This is a genomic window from Mycobacterium sp. 48b (assembly GCF_048282725.1).
GTDB lineage: Bacteria > Actinomycetota > Actinomycetes > Mycobacteriales > Mycobacteriaceae > Mycobacterium.
On record NZ_JBLVUL010000001.1, the window covers coordinates 3,361,392 to 3,378,643 of the forward strand.

Genomic DNA, 17,252 nt, shown 5'->3' on the forward strand with positions numbered 1-17,252 from the left:
GGCGGCTACCATGAACGGGTGAACTGGACCGTTGACATCCCCATCGACGAGCTGCCGCCGCTGCCTCCGCTGACCGACGAGCTGCGTCAACGGCTCGATTCGGCGCTGGCCAAGCCGGCTGTGCAGCAGCCCAGCTGGGACCCGGACGCGGCGAAGGCCATGCGCACCGTCCTGGAGAGTGTTCCCCCGGTCACCGTGCCGTCGGAGATCGAGAAGCTCAAGAGCCTGCTCGCCGACGTGGCGCGCGGCGAGGCCTTCCTTCTGCAGGGCGGCGATTGCGCGGAGACCTTCGTCGACAACACCGAGCCGCACATCCGGGCCAACATCCGCACCCTGCTGCAGATGGCTGTCGTGCTGACCTACGGCGCCAGCATGCCGGTGGTCAAGGTCGCCCGGATCGCGGGTCAGTACGCCAAGCCGAGGTCGTCAGATCTCGACGCGCTGGGCCTGAAGTCCTACCGCGGCGACATGATCAACGGCTTCGCCCCGGACGCCGCGGTGCGCGAGCACGATCCGTCGCGGCTGGTGCGCGCCTACGCCAATGCGAGCGCGGCGATGAACCTGGTCCGCGCGCTGACCTCGTCCGGACTGGCGTCGCTGCACCTGGTGCACAACTGGAACCGCGAGTTCGTCCGGACCTCGCCCGCAGGCGCCCGCTACGAGGCCCTGGCCGGGGAGATCGACCGGGGCCTGAACTTCATGTCCGCCTGTGGGGTGGCCGACCGTAATCTGCAGACCGCCGACATCTTCGCCAGCCACGAGGCACTGGTGATCGACTACGAGCGCGCGATGCTGCGGCTGGCCGATCCCGCCGAGAACCCGGACGGGCCGCCCAAGCTGTACGACCAGTCCGCGCACTACCTCTGGATCGGTGAGCGCACGCGGCAGCTCGACGGGGCGCACGTGGCGCTGGCCGAGGTGATCGCCAACCCGATCGGGGTCAAGCTGGGCCCGACCACGACGCCGGAGATGGCCGTCGAATACGTCGAGCGGCTGGACCCGAACAACGAGCCCGGACGACTGACCCTGGTGACGCGGATGGGCAACAACAAGGTGCGCGATCTGCTGCCCCCGATCATCGAGAAGGTTCAGGCCACGGGCCACCAGGTGATCTGGCAGTGCGATCCGATGCACGGCAACACCCACGAGGCATCGACCGGCTTCAAGACCCGCCACTTCGATCGCATCGTCGACGAGGTGCAGGGCTTCTTCGAGGTGCACCGCGCCCTGGGAACCCATCCCGGTGGCATTCACGTCGAGATCACCGGTGAGAACGTCACCGAATGCCTTGGCGGGGCGCAGGACATCTCGGACACGGATCTGGCCGGCCGTTACGAGACCGCGTGCGATCCGCGGCTCAACACCCAGCAGAGCCTGGAGCTGGCCTTCCTCGTCGCCGAGATGCTGCGCAGCTAGGGCGATCTCGCACGGATCCGGCTAGAGCAGTGCGCCGATGTTGCTGCCCAGCGTCCAGGCCGCGGCAGCGACCAGGCCGGTCAGCGTGAGTATCGCGATCACCCAGAATGCCAGCGCCCGTTTGGCGCGCTGGCGGGCCCAGTAGAACTCGCTCATCTCGATACCCGCGAATTGCCCTGCGCCGAAAGAGTAATCGGCGGGCTCGGCCGGGATGGGCGCCCAGTCGTGCCGGTCCCGGGTGATCTCGCGGGTGGGCTGGCGCGGCACGGGCGCCACCGGGGGAGCCGGCGCAGAGGGCGGTGCGGCCGTCACGACGGTGGTGGCCTCGACCCGGGCATCGTCGGGGTCTTCCAGATCATGCACCCGGGTGGCGGCCAGGTGCTGCGCCGAGTACTGCGGTGCGGGCACGCGGAACGCCGGGAGGCCGAGGTCGCCGACGATCTGGAGCAGTTCGGCCCGCATCTCGTCGGCGTCGGCGAATCGCTGCCCGGCGTCGCGGGCCGTGGCCCGGCGCACGAACTGATCGAATTGCGTTGGCACCCCTGCGATCACCGCGCTGGGCGCGGGTACGTCATTGTCCATGCGCTGGTAAGCCACCGTGAGCGCGGAATCTCCGGTGAACGGCGTGACGCCGGTGAGCAGTTCGTAGGTGAGGATCCCGACCGCGTAGACGTCGCTGCGTGGGTCGGCATCCCCGGTGCTGACCTGTTCGGGGGACAGGTAGGCGGCGGTGCCCAGGATCACGCTGGTCGATGTGATCTTGGCCTCGGCGACGGCACGCACCAGACCGAAGTCGGCGATCTTCACCTCGCCGTCGTCGGAGATCAGCACGTTCTCGGGCTTGATGTCGCGGTGCACCAGCCCGGCCCGGTGCGCCACCGCGAGCCCGCCGAGCACCGGGGCCAGCACGGCGGCGACGGCATGCGGAGGCATCGGGCCGCGTTCGGCCAGCAGTTCGCGCAGCGTTCCGCCCTCGATCAGCTCCATCACCAGGAATGGCGGCTGACCACCGGTGCCTCCACCGCCCTGGTCGTAGACCGCCACCAACCCGGGATCCTTCAACCGGGCCACGGCTTTGGCCTCGCGGCCGAACCTGGTCAGGAAATGGCTGTCCCCGCTGTAGCGGGAGTCCATCACCTTGAGCGCCACCGGACGGTCCAGGCGGACATCGAGGCCGCGATAGACCGTGGACATCCCACCGGTGGCGATGGCCGTGTCCACGCGATAGCGCCCGTCGAGCATGGTGCCGACGAGTGGATCCGATTGCTGCTCCACCGGACACATGTTACGAGTTGCGGCCGAGGTCCTAGAATCAGTGCGGTGAGCAGCATTCCAGCGGCCGATGACGTATTGGACCCCGACGAGGCCGTCTACGACCTACCCACGGTGTCGGATTTGCTCGGCATCCCGGTCACCAAGGTGCACCAGCAGTTGCGCGACGGGCAGCTGATCGCCGTGCGCCGCAACCGCGTCCTGGTGGTCCCGAAGATCTTCTTCGACGACAAGGGGCATGTGGTCAAGCCGCTGCCCGGTCTGCTGGTCGTGCTGCGCGACGGCGGCTACCGCGACACCGAGATCGTGCGCTGGCTGTTCACCCCGGACGAGTCTCTGACGATCACCACCGACGGCAGCACCGAGAAGGTGTCCAACGCCCGCCCGGTCGACGCACTGCACTCCCACCAGGCACGCGAGGTACTGCGCCGCGCGCAGGCGCTAGGTTACTGACGGCTGGTTCTGCGCCTCGGCCGTCGGCTCGGGTGCGCGGTAGAGCGAGTACCAGGCCACCACGGCGCACGCCGTGGTCAGCAGGACGTGCGCCCACGAGTACATGCCATGCGCCCCATCGGGTTTCCACATCACCATGATCCAGGTGGAGAATCCGGCCACTGCGGCGACGGCCGGCCTGGTCTGGATCAGCGCGGCGGCCACCGCCAGCGGCCAGGTGTAGTACCAGGGCAGCGCGGCCGGCACGAACAGCACGACCACCACCATGGCCAGGGTGATGCCGGTCAGGGCTTCGCGGTCGGTGTGCCGGTAACGCCACCACAACAACGGCAATGCGATGACGATGGTGAGGATGCCGATGATGCGGGCGACCTCGAGCACGGCGTAGAAGTTGACCGGAAAGAGCAGGCCGCCAATGGCATTGATGAGGTTGGCGGCTGCGGTGGGCACCGTCAGCCAGTTGATGATCTTGACCGAGCCGGCCAGCGCCGTCAGCCAGCCCAGGCCAACGCCCGCCAACACCGACATGACCGCGAACACCGCCACGAAGATCAGAACCGACGCGGCCGTGGCGATCGCGAACGCACGCACCGCGGGCATGTCCCGCTTGTCCCGCAGCCGGCGCATCCACACCCAGACCAGGAACGGTAGCGCGAGCCCGGCGGTCGCTTTGACCGCGACGGCGATCGCGATGAGGCTGACCCCGATCACCGGCCGCCCGGCGAAGGTCAGTGCGATCGCGGCCATCATCAGGCCGACCATCAGCATCTCGTTGTGCACGCCGCCCATCAGGTGCACGATCACCAGCGGATTGAGCACGCAGATCCACAGTGACGCAGCCCCGTTGGCGCCGACGTGGCGCGCCACCCGGGGTGCGGCCCAGATCAGCAACAACAGGCCCGGCAGCATGCAGAGCCGCAGGAGCATCGTGCCGGCCACCACGTCGTCGCCCACCAGGATCGTGACGAACTTGGCCACCAGGATGAACGCCGGCCCATAGGGGGCGGTCGTCGTCGTCCAGATCGGACTCACGTTGTCCAACAAGGAGTTCGGGTTCTCCACCGGACCCACCACATAGGGGTCGAAGCCGTCGCGTAGCAGCGCGCCCTGGGCCAGGTAGGAGTAGGTGTCGCGGCTGAACAGCGGCACGCTCAGCAGCAGCGGCGCGAGCCAGAAACCGGTGGTGGCCACCATGGTGTATTCGGTGGCGGTGCCGTCGATCACCCGGCGGCCCAGCCACAGCCAGGCGATGAGCATCACGGCGACGCCGGCCCACAACAGAATCGAGGACAGCACCAGGCCGTGCCCGAACCGCAACCAGGACAGGTGCAGCGACTCCAGCAGTGGGTCGTGCAGTCGGGTGCTGCCCGCCCCCAGCCCGCCGATGGTCAGCAGGGCTGCGCCCAGGCAACCCAGCCGGGCCGGCCGCGCCTCGGCGGACACGGCGAAGGCGGCCAGACGCGAGACATGCTGCGCGACCCCGGTGCTCGGGGTCTCAGTTGGCAAGGGTGTCATGAGGGAGTGGTCATGTTGTGATGACGGCCTTCTACGCCGACCGGTTCGCCGCGAACCGGGCGATCTCGGCCAGGCCGGTCTTCGCCGGCTCGTGGATCGGCGCGGCCGCCAGCGTGTCCAGCGCGCGGTGGGTGAGCAGCTCGATGTGCGCCTCGACCGCGGCCAGGGCGCCGACCGATTCGATGGCTTGGCACAGGTCGCCCACCTGAGCGTCGGACAGCTCGGTGCCCACCGAGGTGCGCAGGAGCTCGGCGGCCGCGGGGTCGGACTTGTCGGCCAACTCGAGCGCCTCGGCCAGCAGCACCGTGCGCTTGCCGGACCGCAGGTCGTCACCCGAGGGCTTGCCGGTCACCGCCGGATCACCGAACACGCCGAGGACATCGTCGCGGAGCTGGAAGGCGACACCGAGATCGTTGCCGACCTGGTGGAAGATCTGCTGCACGTCAGGCCGGTCGGCAGCTGCGGCGGCGCCCAGCTGCAGCGGCCGGGAGACCGTGTAGGAGGCGGTCTTGTAGGTGTTGACGTTCATCGCCGATGCCACCGTTTCGGCGCCGCTGGCCTCCGCGACGATATCGAGGTACTGGCCGCCGAGCACCTCGGTGCGGATGTGGCGCCAGACCTGCTGGACGCGGTGCTGCGCGTCGGCCGGGATGTCGGCCGTGGCGACGATGTCGTCGGCCCAGGCCAGGGCCAGGTCACCAGCCAGGATGGCCGCCGACAGGCCGAACTGTTTGGACGAGCCGTGCCAGTTGCGGTCGCGGTGCCGGTCGGCGAACAGCCGGTGCACGGTCGGCAGGCCTCGGCGGGTGGCCGAATCGTCGATGACGTCGTCGTGCACGAGGGCGCAGGCCTGCAGTAGCTCCAGCGCGGCGAACAGCTTGAGTATGCCGGGCTCGGCCGGATGGTCGGCCGGGTCGATCACCGCGCGCCAGCCCCAGTAGGCGAAGGCGGGGCGCAGCCGCTTGCCGCCGCGCATGACGAATTCCTCGAGGGCCTCGGTCAGCTCGGCGTAGTCGGTTCCGATGTACTCGCAGTCGCGGCGGCGCTCACGCAGGTAGTCGCGCAATTGGTCGGTGACGGCCCCGGCCAGCTCGACGGTTGACGGTGCCGATGTTTGCACGCTCAGCGCCCGCCCCTTTCTGTCGTCAACGGTGTGTCCGGAGAGTGCATTCAGCGTAGAGCTTGCCACGCGTTTTGTACCAAGCGAGTGCGGGCGTAGCTGTGAGCCCGGCCGGAGAGGGTGCGCGGGGTCAGTCGCTGCCCGCGACCGGGTCACCGGGCTTGGGCGAGGTGTCGCGGCTCATCCACGCCAGGGTCCCGATCACTCCGGCGACCAGGAACGCGCCGACGATGAGCCAGATGGTCGCGGTGGTGAACGAGCGGGCGCTCGGGTCGGTGTAGCGGGCCTGGGCGTTCATGGTGCTGACGATTCCCGGCCGCAGTTTCCACTCCACGATCGAGGAGCTGACCTGATCGCCGTTGGTCGATGTCACCTCACCGGGGAACGACACGGTCAGCAGCACGTCGGCTTGCGGATCGGACAGCGAGGTGAGGTCGACGCGGCCCTCCAGGATCACCAGGTCACCGGCGCGGCGCAGGGAGATGTCGACTCCGGCGGCATCGCGGCTCATCCCGGCCAGCTGGGGCAGCTCGGCGAAGGTGAGATCGGAGAACACCGCCTGGGAGCCGACGTAGTCGTCGCGGCTGTACTCCGAGACCGCGACCTTCGTGGCGAACGGGAGGTTGTTCAGCAGCTGCGGGCCCTTGTCCTCGGCGTCGCGCGGCTTTGCCGCTGCGATGATCTGGCCGGACACCCGGTCGTCGGGGGAGACCGTGATGGAGGTGCGGACCCGGACGCAGCCCACCGCCATCGGCAGGATCAGCAGCAACATCACCAGCGTCAGGAAGCGGGTCCGTCGGCTACGTTTGGGAAGGCGGCTCGGTGGTCGGACGTGCACGCTGGTCATCGTGCCAGATGTCACAGCGGCAGTGGGCGACCGAGGATGGCGAACGGCCGGGGATCGCCGGCGAAGTGGTAACCGCGGATCACGTCGGTGAAGCCCAGGCGCCGGTACAACTGCCATGCGCGATTGGCCTCGCCGTTGATCTCCGGGGTCGACAACAGCACGTGCGATTCGTCGCGGCCGGCCAGGAGTCGCCTGGTCAGGGCCTCGCCGAGTCCTCTGCCCTGGGCTCGGGGTTCGATGTGCAGCTCGGTGAGTTCGAAGTAGCTGGCCATCAGGTCGGCGATGTGTCCCGGGCTGGTGCCCACGCGCTGCAGGCCGGAGATCACCTGCTGTTGCCACCACTGGTCGGGCGCCCCGCTGTAGCCGTAGGCGATTCCCAGCAGGGGGGCGTCGATCAGGTCCGCACCAGATTCAGCGCCGGTGCTGGATTCGGCGCCCGCGCCGGTGCCGGATTCGGCGACCTCGACGGCGGCCACACATTTCCAGCCCGCGCGCCGGGTGTGTTCGAGCCACAGCGCGGCGCGCTGCTCCTCGGTTCCGCGTGGGTAACGCATGGCGTCGACGTACACGCGCAGCGCCTCGGGGAGCCGGCGCTTCATGTCGTCCGGCGACAGATCGATGAGATACGTCGCCAATGCTTTCGCCTTTCGCCCGCCCGGTGTCTCCCGAACTCATTATCTTCAGCATTATCCGGTTCCGCGGCTGTCGGTCCCATCGACCGGGGCTATCTCGGAACGACCTACAATCGAAGGTGAACAAGGTGGTACGGCTCGGATCGACCTCGTATCATTAGGCTTAGGTGCCCGTGATTGCGGGCATGAGAAATTTTGAAAAGCGACGGCGGCGTCGGCAAGGAGGGACGAATGCCACTCTCCGATCATGAGCAGCGCATGCTCGATCAGATCGAGAGCGCGCTCTACGCCGAGGATCCCAAGTTCGCCTCGAGCGTGCGTGGTGGGACCTTGAGGGCGCCATCGGCCCGGCGCAGGCTTCAGGGTGCATTGCTGTTCGTGGTGGGCCTGGCGCTGCTGGTCGTCGGGGTGGCCGTGAAGGCCACCATGATCGGTGGTTTCCCGGTCCTCTCGGTGGTGGGTTTCGTGGTCATGTTCGGCGGCGTGGTGTTCGCCGTCACCGGGCCGCGTGTCACCGGAGGTCGCGATCGTGCGGCCCAGGGTTCCGGCAATGCGCCGCGCCAGCGTCGTCAGCGCGGGGGCGGTTCGTTCACCACCCGGATGGAAGACCGGTTCCGTCGCCGGTTCGACGACTGAGCCGGTCGACGGCATCAAGGGGTAGCCCGTAACGGGCTGCCCCTTTTTTGTGTTCCGGGCCGGCCCGAACCCTGTCTCGGCGTCGTCCAGCGACACGCCGGGCACGCCGCCCGCACTCGGTCGTGGGGCGGTGTGGGGGAGGCCGGCCGATTCTCAGGGATTTCCGCCCCACAACGCCCCACCTTCTCGCCGCAGGCTCCTACCTGCGGTTTTTCGTTTTCCACGGGTCGAAGTCGGTGTTCAGGCGGCTGGTGTGGTGTGTTCTGGGGGTGCGGGTGGGGAGAAACCTCAAACTCAGCGGTCCAAATGGAGCAAAGTGGGGGATCGTGGGGTAAAGTGGCGGCCAACGGGGAAAACGGAACCCCGTTCGGAGGGCAGAAGGCCTGGCCTGGATCTCACAAGCGACTCGGGATCCGAACCGGGTGGCGGGAGGTGTCCAGATGTTTCTGGGTACCTACACGCCCAAGCTCGACGACAAGGGGCGACTGACGTTGCCCGCCAAGTTCCGCGATGCACTGGCAGGAGGGTTGATGGTCACCAAGGGCCAAGATCACAGCCTTGCCGTGTACCCGCGCGACGAGTTCGAAAAGGTCGCCCGGCGCGCTGCCGACGCGTCGCGCAGGAACCCCGATGCCCGGGCGTTCCTACGCAACCTGGCGGCCGCCACCGATGAGCAGCATCCCGACGCGCAGGGCCGGATCACCCTGTCGGCGGACCACCGTCGCTACGCAACCCTCTCCAAGGAGTGCGTCGTGATCGGGTCGGTCGACTACCTGGAGATCTGGGACGCAGAAGCCTGGCAGGAGTACCAGCAGACCCACGAAGAAAACTTCTCCGCGGCCACCGATGATGCTCTGCGCGACATCCTCTGATGCGGACCACCAAACGGCGGCTGGCCTGGACCTAGCCCGTGCAACGAGGCCTCTGCCCGAATTGGCCCTGGCGTACTTCCCCAACGCCAGGTCCGTGAATTCGGACAGAGACCCCGGTGCAGGGGCCAATCCGAGCGGAGGTGTTTCAGCGGTGCCAGATTCCCCAGATCAGTCAGACTCCCAGGACCACGCGGAATCGCAAGCCGCGGAATCCCACGGATTCGGTCACGTCCCGGTTCTGCTCGACCGCTGTGTCGAGCTGCTGGCCCCCGCGCTGACCCGCCGCAACGCCGACGGAACGGACGCTGTTCTGGTGGACGCCACCCTCGGTGCGGGCGGTCACTCCGAGCGCTTTCTGAACGACTTTCCCGGCCTGCAGGTCATCGGCCTGGACCGTGACCCCAACGCGCTCGGAATCGCCGGCGCCCGGCTGGCACCGTTCGGCGACCGGATGCGGCTGGTGCGGACCCGCTATGACGGGATCGCCGGGGCCATAGCCGAATCCGGCTTCCGTCAGATCGACGGAGTGCTGTTCGACCTCGGTGTGTCCTCGATGCAGCTGGATCAGACCGAACGCGGCTTCTCGTACTCCGCGGACGCGCCGCTGGACATGCGGATGGATCCCGATGCGCCGCTCACCGCCGCTGACATTCTCAACACCTACGACGCCAAGTCGATCGCCCGGATTCTCCGGGATTTCGGCGAGGAGCGCTTCGCAGGCCGAATTGCCGACAAAGTCGTCAAACGGCGTGCGCAGCAACCGTTCTCCACCACCGGCGAGCTGGTGGAGCTGCTCTACGAAGCGATCCCGGCGCCGGCGCGCCGCACCGGGGGGCATCCGGGAAAGCGGACATTCCAGGCGCTGCGGGTCGCGGTCAACGGCGAACTGGACTCACTGCGCGCTGCGTTGCCCGCCGCTCTGGCGGCGCTGTCCGACGGCGGCCGGATCGTGGTGATGTCCTATCAATCGCTTGAGGACCGGATCGTCAAGCAGGCGTTCGCCGCCGCCACCGCATCGCGGACACCGCCCGGCCTGCCCATCGAACTGCCAGGCCACGAACCCGAATTCGTCACGCTGACCCGCGGCGCCGAGAAGGCCCGCCAAGTCGAGATCGATCGCAATCCGCGTAGCGCTCCGGTGCGGCTGCGGGCACTGGAAAAGGTTGGGGAAGGGGGGAACTCATGAAGGTGAAGCGACCCGAACAGCTGCGTGAGTCAGATCGCAGGCGTCCGGTGCGGCAACCCGCGCGAAGCGGCGGACGGCGCTCAGAGCAGGCTCCGCCGCGCAAACGCCGGCCGGGTTCCGAGCAGCGCCCCACGCGCACCGCGCCGGGCACCGGACCGATTCAGCGGCCGGGCACCCGTCCCGCCCGCCCCAAGAGCGCGAGTCAGGCAAAGGCCCGGGCGAAAGCGCGGAAGGCCAAGGCTCCCAAGGTCGTCCGTCCACCGCTGCGCGTCCGGCTGCGGGAACGCCTGCTGGTCCGGCTCGCCTCGATCGAGCTCAATCCGCGGGTCCTGATCTCTCGCGTGCCGTTCGTCGTGCTGGTGATCGCGGCGCTGGGCCTCGGGCTCGCAGTCACCCTGTGGCTGTCCACCGGTTCGGCCGAGCGGTCCTACCAGCTGGGCCATGCACGCCAGGTCAATCAGGGTCTGCTGCAACAGAAAGAGGCGCTGGAGCGCGATGTGCTCGAGGCGCAGGCCGCTCCCGCCCTTGCCGAGTCCGCCCGCAACCTGGGCATGATCCCGTCGCGCGACACCGCGCACCTGGTGCAGGACGCGACCGGCAACTGGACCGTCGTCGGCACCCCCAAGCCGGCTGAGGGTGTGCCGCCGCCCCCGCTGAACACGCCGCTGCCAGAGGAGGCCCCGCCGGCCCCGCCTGCGCCTCCGGCGCCCCGGGTGCTCGACCCTCGTGAGCTGACCGTGCGGACGCCGCGCGCGGGTTCGCCTGCCGTACCGGGTATTCCGGTTCCGCAGGCCGAGGCGCCCCATGGCCTGCCGGGAGCCGTACCTCCGGTGCCCGGTCCGGTGCCGCCCGCCGCTCCCGCTCCGGACGTGCTCGCGGCCCCGGTGCAGGCACCTTTGCCGGCAGCCGCACCGGGCCCGGTTCCCGCCCAGGCCGTAGCTGACTCCGCGCAACCGGCGACCACGCCGATGCATCTACCGGGGGTGCCGACCGCGCCCGGTCCGGCAGTGGTTCCGGCGCCGCCGGCTCCGCCGGAACCGGTGGCTGCCGCTGCGGCTCCGGTCTCGCCAGGCCCGGTCACCCCCCTGGAACAGTTCAGCCCGCCCGCGGCTCCGGCGGCACATGTCCCGGCCGTTGCAGTCAACGCCCCGGCTCCCGCCGCATGAGCCGCCGCCCGGGCCGCCAGGGTCAGTCACCGAAGCAGCAGCGGGCCAAGAAGGCCGTGCCCGGGCCGGGGCACGAGGCCCGGGTTCGCCGGACCAGGGTCGCCTCAGCTGAAACTGGTTTGCGCAGCTCATCTTTCGTGTTCCGGCACCGTGCCGGGAATCTGGTCATGCTCTCGGTGCTGGTGATCGCGGCCGTGCAGTTGTTCACACTTCAGGTGCCGCGGGCGGCGGGTCTGCGCGCCGAGGCGGCCAGCCAGCTCAAGGTCACCGATGTGAACCCGGCCATGCGCGGCAGCATCGTCGACCGCAACGATGACAAGCTGGCGTTCACCATCGAGGCCAAGGCACTGACGTTCCAGCCGGTCCGGGTCCGCAAGCAGCTCGCGGAGGCCAAGGCCAAATCGAGTGAGGCTCCCGATCCGGATCGCCGGCTCACCGAGATCGCCAAGGAGATCTCGACGCGGCTGGACAACCGGCCCGATTTCAAGACCGTGCTCAAGAAGCTCAGGAGCAACGAGACTTTCGTCTACCTGGCGCGTGCGGTCGATCCCGCGATCGCCGGCGCGATCATGGACAAGTTCCCCGAGGTGGGCGCCGAGCGGCAGGATCTGCGGCAGTACCCGGGCGGCTCGCTGGCTGCCAACATCGTCGGCGGCATCGACTGGGACGGCCACGGTCTGCTCGGGCTGGAGGATTCACTCGACGCGGCGCTGGCCGGCTCCGACGGCTCGGTCACCTACGACCGCGGTTCGGACGGCGTGGTGATCCCCGGCAGCTACCGCAACCGGCACGACGCGGTCAACGGGTCCACGGTGCAGCTGACCCTCGACGACGACATCCAGTACTACGTCCAGCAGCAGGTGCAGCAGGCCAAGGACGCCTCGGGGGCCAAGAACGTCTCCGCGGTGGTGCTGGATGCGAAATCCGGTGAGGTGCTGGCGATGTCGAACGACAACACGTTCGACCCCAGCCAGGATATCGGCCGGCAGGAGAGCAGGCAGATGGGCAACCTGCCGGTGTCCTCGCCGTTCGAACCCGGCTCGGTCAACAAGATCATCACGGCCTCCGCGGCGATCGAGTACGGGCTGGCCAATCCGGACGAGGTGCTGCAGGTGCCCGGCTCGATCGACATGGGTGGGGTCACGGTCCGCGACGCGTGGAACCACGGCGTGATGCCCTACACCATGACCGGCGTGTTCGGGAAGTCGTCGAACGTCGGCACCCTGATGCTGGCGCAGCGGGTCGGACCGGATCGGTTCTACGACATGGTCCGCCGGTTCGGGCTCGGTCAGCGCACCGGTGTCGGCCTGCCCGGCGAGAGCTCGGGCCTGGTTCCGCCCATCGATCAGTGGTCCGGCAGCTCGTTCTCCAACCTGCCCATCGGGCAGGGTCTTTCGATGACGCTGCTGCAGATGGCCGGGATGTATCAGACCATCGCCAACGACGGCGTGCGCATGCCGCCCCGGATCATCAAGTCCACCATCGCGCCGGACGGCACCCGTACCGACGAGCCACGGCCGGAGGGGGTTCGGGTGGTGACCCCGGAGACCGCCCGCACGGTGCGAAACATGTTCCGCGCCATCGTGCAGCGCGACCCGATGGGCGCCCAGCAGGGGACCGGCCCGCAGGCCGCGGTCGAGGGCTATCAGATCGCGGGCAAGACCGGCACGGCGCAGCAGATCAATCCGGCGTGCGGCTGCTACTACGACGACGTCTACTGGATCACCTTCGCGGGCATGGCGCCTGCGGACGATCCGCGCTATGTCGTCGGGATCATGATGGACGCACCGCACCGCGCGGCCGACGGGTCACCGGGGTCCTCGGCGGCGCCGCTGTTCCACAACATCGCGTCGTGGCTGCTGCAGCGTCACAACGTTCCGTTGTCGGCCGATCCGGGGCCGCGGTTGACCCTGCAGGCGACCTGACCGCGATTGTCGTGGGTGGTGCGGTCGGCGGACCGCAGATGGGTACTGTGGCATGGCCATGAAGCTGCGTCCCAGCCGTCCCGCCGGCCAATACCTTCTGCCGCTCGCCGAACAGGTCCAAGCGGTATCCGCTAGCGGAAATCCCCTGCCGGAACTTCGGGTGACAGGCGTGACCCTGCGTGGCCAGGACGCTCAGCCGGGCGACCTCTTCGCCGCGCTGCCGGGGACGGCGGTGCACGGTGCGCGCTATGCCGCCGACGCGGTCGCCGCCGGTGCGGTGGCGGTGCTCACAGACGCCGCAGGCGCCGCCGAACTGGGCGGGCTCGACGTCCCGGTCCTGGTCCATCCCGCCCCCCGTTCGGTGCTGGGTGAGGTGGCGGCCGAGGTGTACGGACGTCCGTCGGAGCGGCTGACGGTCATCGGGGTGACCGGAACGTCGGGCAAGACCACCACGACGTATCTGGTCGAGGCCGGCTTGCGGGCCGCGGGACGGGTGGCCGGACTGATCGGCACAGTGGGGGTGCGCATCGCCGGCCGCGATCTGCCGAGCGCGCTGACCACACCCGAGGCGCCGGATCTGCAGGCGCTGCTGGCCGTGATGGCCGAGAGCGGCGTCGACACCGTTGTGATGGAGGTGTCGAGCCACGCCCTGACGCTGGGCCGCGTCGACGGGATCCGGTTCGCGCTCGGCGGGTTCACCAACCTGTCGCGTGACCACCTGGATTTCCATCCGACTATGGAGGACTACTTCGAGGCCAAGGCCCGGCTCTTCGACCCCTCGTCGCTCACCCACGCCGCGGCCGCGGTGGTCTGTGTCGACGACGAGGCGGGGGTGGCGATGGCCGCCCGCGCCGAGAAGGTGACGACCGTCAGCGCCACGGGCGCACCGGCGGACTGGCAGGCGCGCAACATCTGTGCGGTCGGCGTCGGGGCGCAGGAGTTCACCCTGATCGACCCTGCCGGGGTGCCCCACGACCTCCGGATCGGGCTGACCGGCGGGTACAACATCGCCAATGCGGCCCTGGCGATCGGGCTGCTGGACGGGGCCGGGGTGTCGCCCGAGCAGGCCGCCGCGGGACTGAGCACGGCGACCGTGCCGGGCCGGCTGCAGCCGATCGACCGCGGGCAGCCGTTCCTGGCTCTGGTCGACTATGCACACAAACCGGGTGCGCTGCAGGCGGTGCTGGAAACGCTGCGGGGATCCGGTCCGCGTCGCATCGCGGTGGTGTTCGGGGCCGGTGGCAACCGGGACACCGGCAAGCGCGCCCCGATGGGGCGGGTCGCGGCCGAACTGGCGGATCTCGTGGTGGTGACCGATGACAATCCCCGTGACGAGGACCCCGCACTGATCCGGGCCGCGATCGTGGCCGGAACCGCCGAGGCGTCCGGGGGCGCGGAGGTCGTGGAGGTCGGCGACCGGCGGGCGGCGATCGACCATGCGGTGGCCTGGGCCGGGCCGGGGGACATCGTGCTGATCGCAGGCAAGGGCCACGAGAGCGGGCAGACCGGTGGCGGCCAGACCCGGCCGTTCGATGACCGTGACGAGCTGGCAGCGGCGTTGGAGGCAGTCAAAGAGGGGGAGCCGGGCACGTGATCGAGATGACCATCGCCAGGATCGCCGACATCGTCGGCGGCGAGTTGGCCGACATCACTGCCGAAGAGGCCGCCGCGACCCGAGTCACCGGCACCGTCGAGTTCGACTCGCGCGCGATCGGCCCGGGCGGCTTGTTCCTGGCGCTGCCCGGCGCCCGCTCCGACGGCCATGACTTCGCCGCGGCCGCGGTGGCGTCCGGGGCCGCTGCGGTGCTGGCCGCGCGCCCGGTGGGGGTCCCTGCGATTGTGGTGTCGCCCCAGCCCGGGGCGGCCGATGTCGCCTCCGGCGCTTTGGAATTCGACACCGACGGCTCCGGCGCTGCGGTGCTGGCCGCGCTGGCGCGACTCGCGGCGGCGGTGGCCGCCGAGCTCGTCGCCGACGGACTGACGATCATCGGCGTGACGGGATCCTCCGGCAAGACCTCGACCAAGGATCTGCTGGCCGCGGTGCTGGAGCCGCTCGGGCAGGTCATTGCGCCGCCGGGCTCGTTCAACAACGAGCTGGGGCATCCGTGGACGGTGCTGCGCGCCACGCCCGAGACCGACTACCTGATCCTGGAGATGTCGGCCCGCCATCCGGGCAACATCGCCGCGCTGGCCGCGATCGCGCCGCCGCAGATCGCCGTCGTGCTCAACGTCGGCACCGCTCACCTGGGTGAGTTCGGCTCACGCGAGGCCATTGCCAGCACCAAATCCGAGCTGCCGCAGGCTGTTCCGGCCTCAGGTGTGGTGATCCTCAATGTCGACGACACCGCGGTGGCGGCCATGGCCGACAAGACCGCGGCCCGCGTGGTGCGGGTGTCGCGCGAGCCGGGCTCCGAGGTCGACGTGTGGGCCGGCCCGGTCGCCCTCGACGATCTGGCGCGCCCGCGGTTCACCTTGCACGCCGACGGCGGGGAGGTCGAGGTGGCACTGGCGGTGCACGGCGATCACCAGGTCGGCAATGCGTTGTGCGCGGCGGCGGTCGCGCTGAAGTGCGGCGCGGGCCTGGATCAGGTCGCCGCGGCCCTGGCGGGCGCCGGTCCGGTCTCGCGGCACCGGATGCAGGTCGGCACCCGTGCCGACGGTGTGACGGTGATCAACGATGCCTACAACGCGAACCCGGATTCGATGCGCGCCGGGTTGAAGGCACTGGCGTGGATGGCCCGTCGGCCCCCGGGGGACGCAACGGGTGAACCCGCCGGTGACCTGCATGGAAAGCGGCGCAGCTGGGCGGTGTTGGGCGAGATGGCCGAACTCGGTGACGACGCCATAACCGAGCACGACGCCATCGGACGCTTCGCGGTGCGCTTAGATGTGTCTCGGTTAATCGTCGTCGGAACCGGGAGGACTATGAACGCCATGCACCACGGCGCGGTGATGGAGGGTTCGTGGGGATCTGAGTCCACGATGGTCGACGATGCCGATGCCGCACTGGCCCTTCTCCGGGCTGAACTGCAGCCGGGGGACGTGGTGCTGGTGAAGGCGTCCAACTCGGTCGGCTTGGGTGCGCTGGCGGACGCGCTGGTTGCCGGTGTCGACGATCGGAATGCCGACCGATGAAACTCATCCTGATTGCCGTCGGTATCGCGCTGACGGTCTCGATCCTGCTGACACCCGCCTTGATCCGGCTGTTCACCAAACGTGGGCTCGGCCATGAGATCCGTGAGGACGGGCCTGCCAGTCATGCCAAGAAGCGCGGCACGCCGTCGATGGGCGGTGTGGCGATCGTGGCCGGTATCTGGGCGGCCTACCTGGGCACCCATCTGGTCGGGGTGGCGCTGGGCGGTGAGGGTCCCTCGGCCTCGGGCCTGCTGGTGCTGGGGCTGGCCACGATGCTCGGCCTGGTCGGGTTCGTCGACGACCTGATCAAGCTGCGCCGCTCCCGCAACCTGGGCCTGAACAAGACCGCCAAGACGGTCGGCCAGCTGACCGCCGCGGTGCTGTTCGGTGTGCTGGCCCTGCAGTTCCGCAACGGCGACGGACTCACCCCGGGCAGCCCCGAGCTGTCCTACGTCCGCGAGATCGCCACCGTGACGCTGGCGTCGTGGGTGTTCGTGTTGTTCTGCGTGGTGATCGTCAGCGCGTGGTCCAACGCGGTGAACTTCACCGACGGCCTGGACGGGCTGGCGGCCGGTGCGATGGCCATGGTGTGCGCGGCCTACGTGCTGATCACCTTCTGGCAGTACCGCAATGCGTGCGCGACGGCGCCGGGCCTGGGCTGCTACAACGTGCGCGACCCGCTGGACCTGGCGATCATCGCGGCCGCGACCGCGGGCGCGTGTATCGGCTTCCTGTGGTGGAATGCGGCGCCGGCCAAGATCTTCATGGGTGACACCGGCTCGCTGGCCCTGGGCGGCATCATCGCCGGGCTGTCGGTGACGAGCCGCACCGAGATCCTCGCGGTCGTCCTTGGGGCGTTGTTCGTGGCCGAGGTGACCTCGGTGGTGGTTCAGATCCTGGCCTTCCGCACCACGGGCCGCCGGGTGTTCCGAATGGCGCCGTTCCATCACCATTTCGAATTGGTGGGTTGGGCCGAGACCACGGTCATCATCCGGTTCTGGCTGCTGACGGCGATCGCCTGCGGTCTGGGTGTGGCTCTGTTCTACAGCGAGTGGCTCACTGCAGTCGGGGCCTGAC

The 17,252-nt window shown here is 69.2% G+C and carries 15 protein-coding genes; 10 read left to right on the plus strand and 5 right to left on the minus strand.

From position 1 onward, the window contains the following. Positions 1-18 precede the first annotated feature (18 nt). The gene (locus tag ACNQR1_RS16305) at positions 19-1,416 is read left to right on the plus strand and encodes a class II 3-deoxy-7-phosphoheptulonate synthase (RefSeq protein ID WP_418047226.1); all 1,398 of its coding nucleotides are present in this window, start codon (positions 19-21) and stop codon (positions 1,414-1,416) included. A 21-nt stretch (positions 1,417-1,437) separates the two neighbouring features. On the opposite strand, the gene ACNQR1_RS16310 is transcribed toward ACNQR1_RS16305, so the two are convergent. After that, a complete protein-coding gene (locus ACNQR1_RS16310) occupies positions 1,438-2,700 on the minus strand; it encodes a protein kinase domain-containing protein (protein WP_418047227.1) in 1,263 nt (420 codons plus the stop codon). Between the two features lie 36 nt (positions 2,701-2,736). Between ACNQR1_RS16310 and ACNQR1_RS16315 the strand changes: the two genes are divergently transcribed. Next, on the plus strand, positions 2,737-3,141 hold the full coding sequence (locus ACNQR1_RS16315) for an Rv2175c family DNA-binding protein (RefSeq protein WP_418047228.1): 405 nt from the start codon (positions 2,737-2,739) through the stop codon (positions 3,139-3,141). Here ACNQR1_RS16315 and ACNQR1_RS16320 read toward each other — a convergent pair. The 4 genes from ACNQR1_RS16320 to ACNQR1_RS16335 all read right to left on the minus strand — a co-directional run bounded on the left by ACNQR1_RS16320 (position 3,130) and on the right by ACNQR1_RS16335 (position 7,258). Continuing rightward, positions 3,130-4,656 (minus strand): alpha-(1->6)-mannopyranosyltransferase A, encoded by a 1,527-nt coding sequence (locus tag ACNQR1_RS16320; RefSeq protein ID WP_418047229.1) that lies wholly within the window; start codon positions 4,654-4,656, stop codon positions 3,130-3,132. The genes ACNQR1_RS16315 and ACNQR1_RS16320 overlap by 12 nt on opposite strands. A gap of 31 nt (positions 4,657-4,687) precedes the next feature. After that, positions 4,688-5,776, minus strand: coding sequence for a bifunctional (2E,6E)-farnesyl/geranyl diphosphate synthase (gene idsA2 / locus ACNQR1_RS16325; protein ID WP_418047230.1), 1,089 nt, complete (start codon positions 5,774-5,776; stop codon positions 4,688-4,690). 130 nt (positions 5,777-5,906) lie between these two features. Further along, positions 5,907-6,623: an LppM family (lipo)protein gene (locus ACNQR1_RS16330; protein ID WP_418047231.1), complete on the minus strand. Its 717-nt coding sequence runs from the start codon at positions 6,621-6,623 to the stop codon at positions 5,907-5,909. A gap of 11 nt (positions 6,624-6,634) precedes the next feature. After that, complete coding sequence (locus ACNQR1_RS16335; RefSeq protein ID WP_418047232.1) at positions 6,635-7,258, minus strand: GNAT family N-acetyltransferase; 624 nt, start codon at positions 7,256-7,258, stop codon at positions 6,635-6,637. A gap of 228 nt (positions 7,259-7,486) precedes the next feature. Here ACNQR1_RS16335 and ACNQR1_RS16340 point away from each other — a divergent pair, with 228 nt between their 5' ends. From ACNQR1_RS16340 to mraY, 8 genes are all read left to right on the plus strand, one after another. Further along, positions 7,487-7,891, plus strand: a complete 405-nt coding sequence (locus tag ACNQR1_RS16340) for a DUF3040 domain-containing protein (RefSeq protein WP_418047233.1) — start codon at positions 7,487-7,489, stop codon at positions 7,889-7,891. Positions 7,892-8,331: 440 nt separating this feature from the next. Continuing rightward, the gene (gene mraZ, locus ACNQR1_RS16345; RefSeq protein WP_418047234.1) at positions 8,332-8,763 is read left to right on the plus strand and encodes a division/cell wall cluster transcriptional repressor MraZ; all 432 of its coding nucleotides are present in this window, start codon (positions 8,332-8,334) and stop codon (positions 8,761-8,763) included. Continuing rightward, the gene (gene rsmH, locus ACNQR1_RS16350; protein ID WP_418047235.1) at positions 8,741-9,949 is read left to right on the plus strand and encodes a 16S rRNA (cytosine(1402)-N(4))-methyltransferase RsmH; all 1,209 of its coding nucleotides are present in this window, start codon (positions 8,741-8,743) and stop codon (positions 9,947-9,949) included. The genes mraZ and rsmH overlap by 23 nt, the downstream gene beginning before the upstream one ends. Next, a complete protein-coding gene (locus ACNQR1_RS16355) occupies positions 9,946-11,115 on the plus strand; it encodes a hypothetical protein (protein WP_418047236.1) in 1,170 nt (389 codons plus the stop codon). Before rsmH ends, ACNQR1_RS16355 begins: the two co-directional genes overlap by 4 nt. Further along, on the plus strand, positions 11,112-13,040 hold the full coding sequence (locus ACNQR1_RS16360; protein WP_418047237.1) for a peptidoglycan D,D-transpeptidase FtsI family protein: 1,929 nt from the start codon (positions 11,112-11,114) through the stop codon (positions 13,038-13,040). Before ACNQR1_RS16355 ends, ACNQR1_RS16360 begins: the two co-directional genes overlap by 4 nt. A 52-nt stretch (positions 13,041-13,092) precedes the next feature. Continuing rightward, positions 13,093-14,634 carry a UDP-N-acetylmuramoyl-L-alanyl-D-glutamate--2,6-diaminopimelate ligase gene (locus tag ACNQR1_RS16365; RefSeq protein WP_418047238.1) on the plus strand — a complete coding sequence of 514 codons (1,542 nt, stop codon included), beginning with the start codon at positions 13,093-13,095 and terminating at the stop codon, positions 14,632-14,634. After that, entirely contained in the window at positions 14,631-16,175 is a 1,545-nt protein-coding gene (locus ACNQR1_RS16370) for a UDP-N-acetylmuramoyl-tripeptide--D-alanyl-D-alanine ligase (RefSeq protein WP_418047239.1), read from the plus strand. The genes ACNQR1_RS16365 and ACNQR1_RS16370 overlap by 4 nt, the downstream gene beginning before the upstream one ends. Beyond that, positions 16,172-17,251 (plus strand): phospho-N-acetylmuramoyl-pentapeptide-transferase, encoded by a 1,080-nt coding sequence (mraY, locus tag ACNQR1_RS16375; protein WP_044523707.1) that lies wholly within the window; start codon positions 16,172-16,174, stop codon positions 17,249-17,251. The genes ACNQR1_RS16370 and mraY overlap by 4 nt, the downstream gene beginning before the upstream one ends. Position 17,252: the final 1 nt, after the last annotated feature.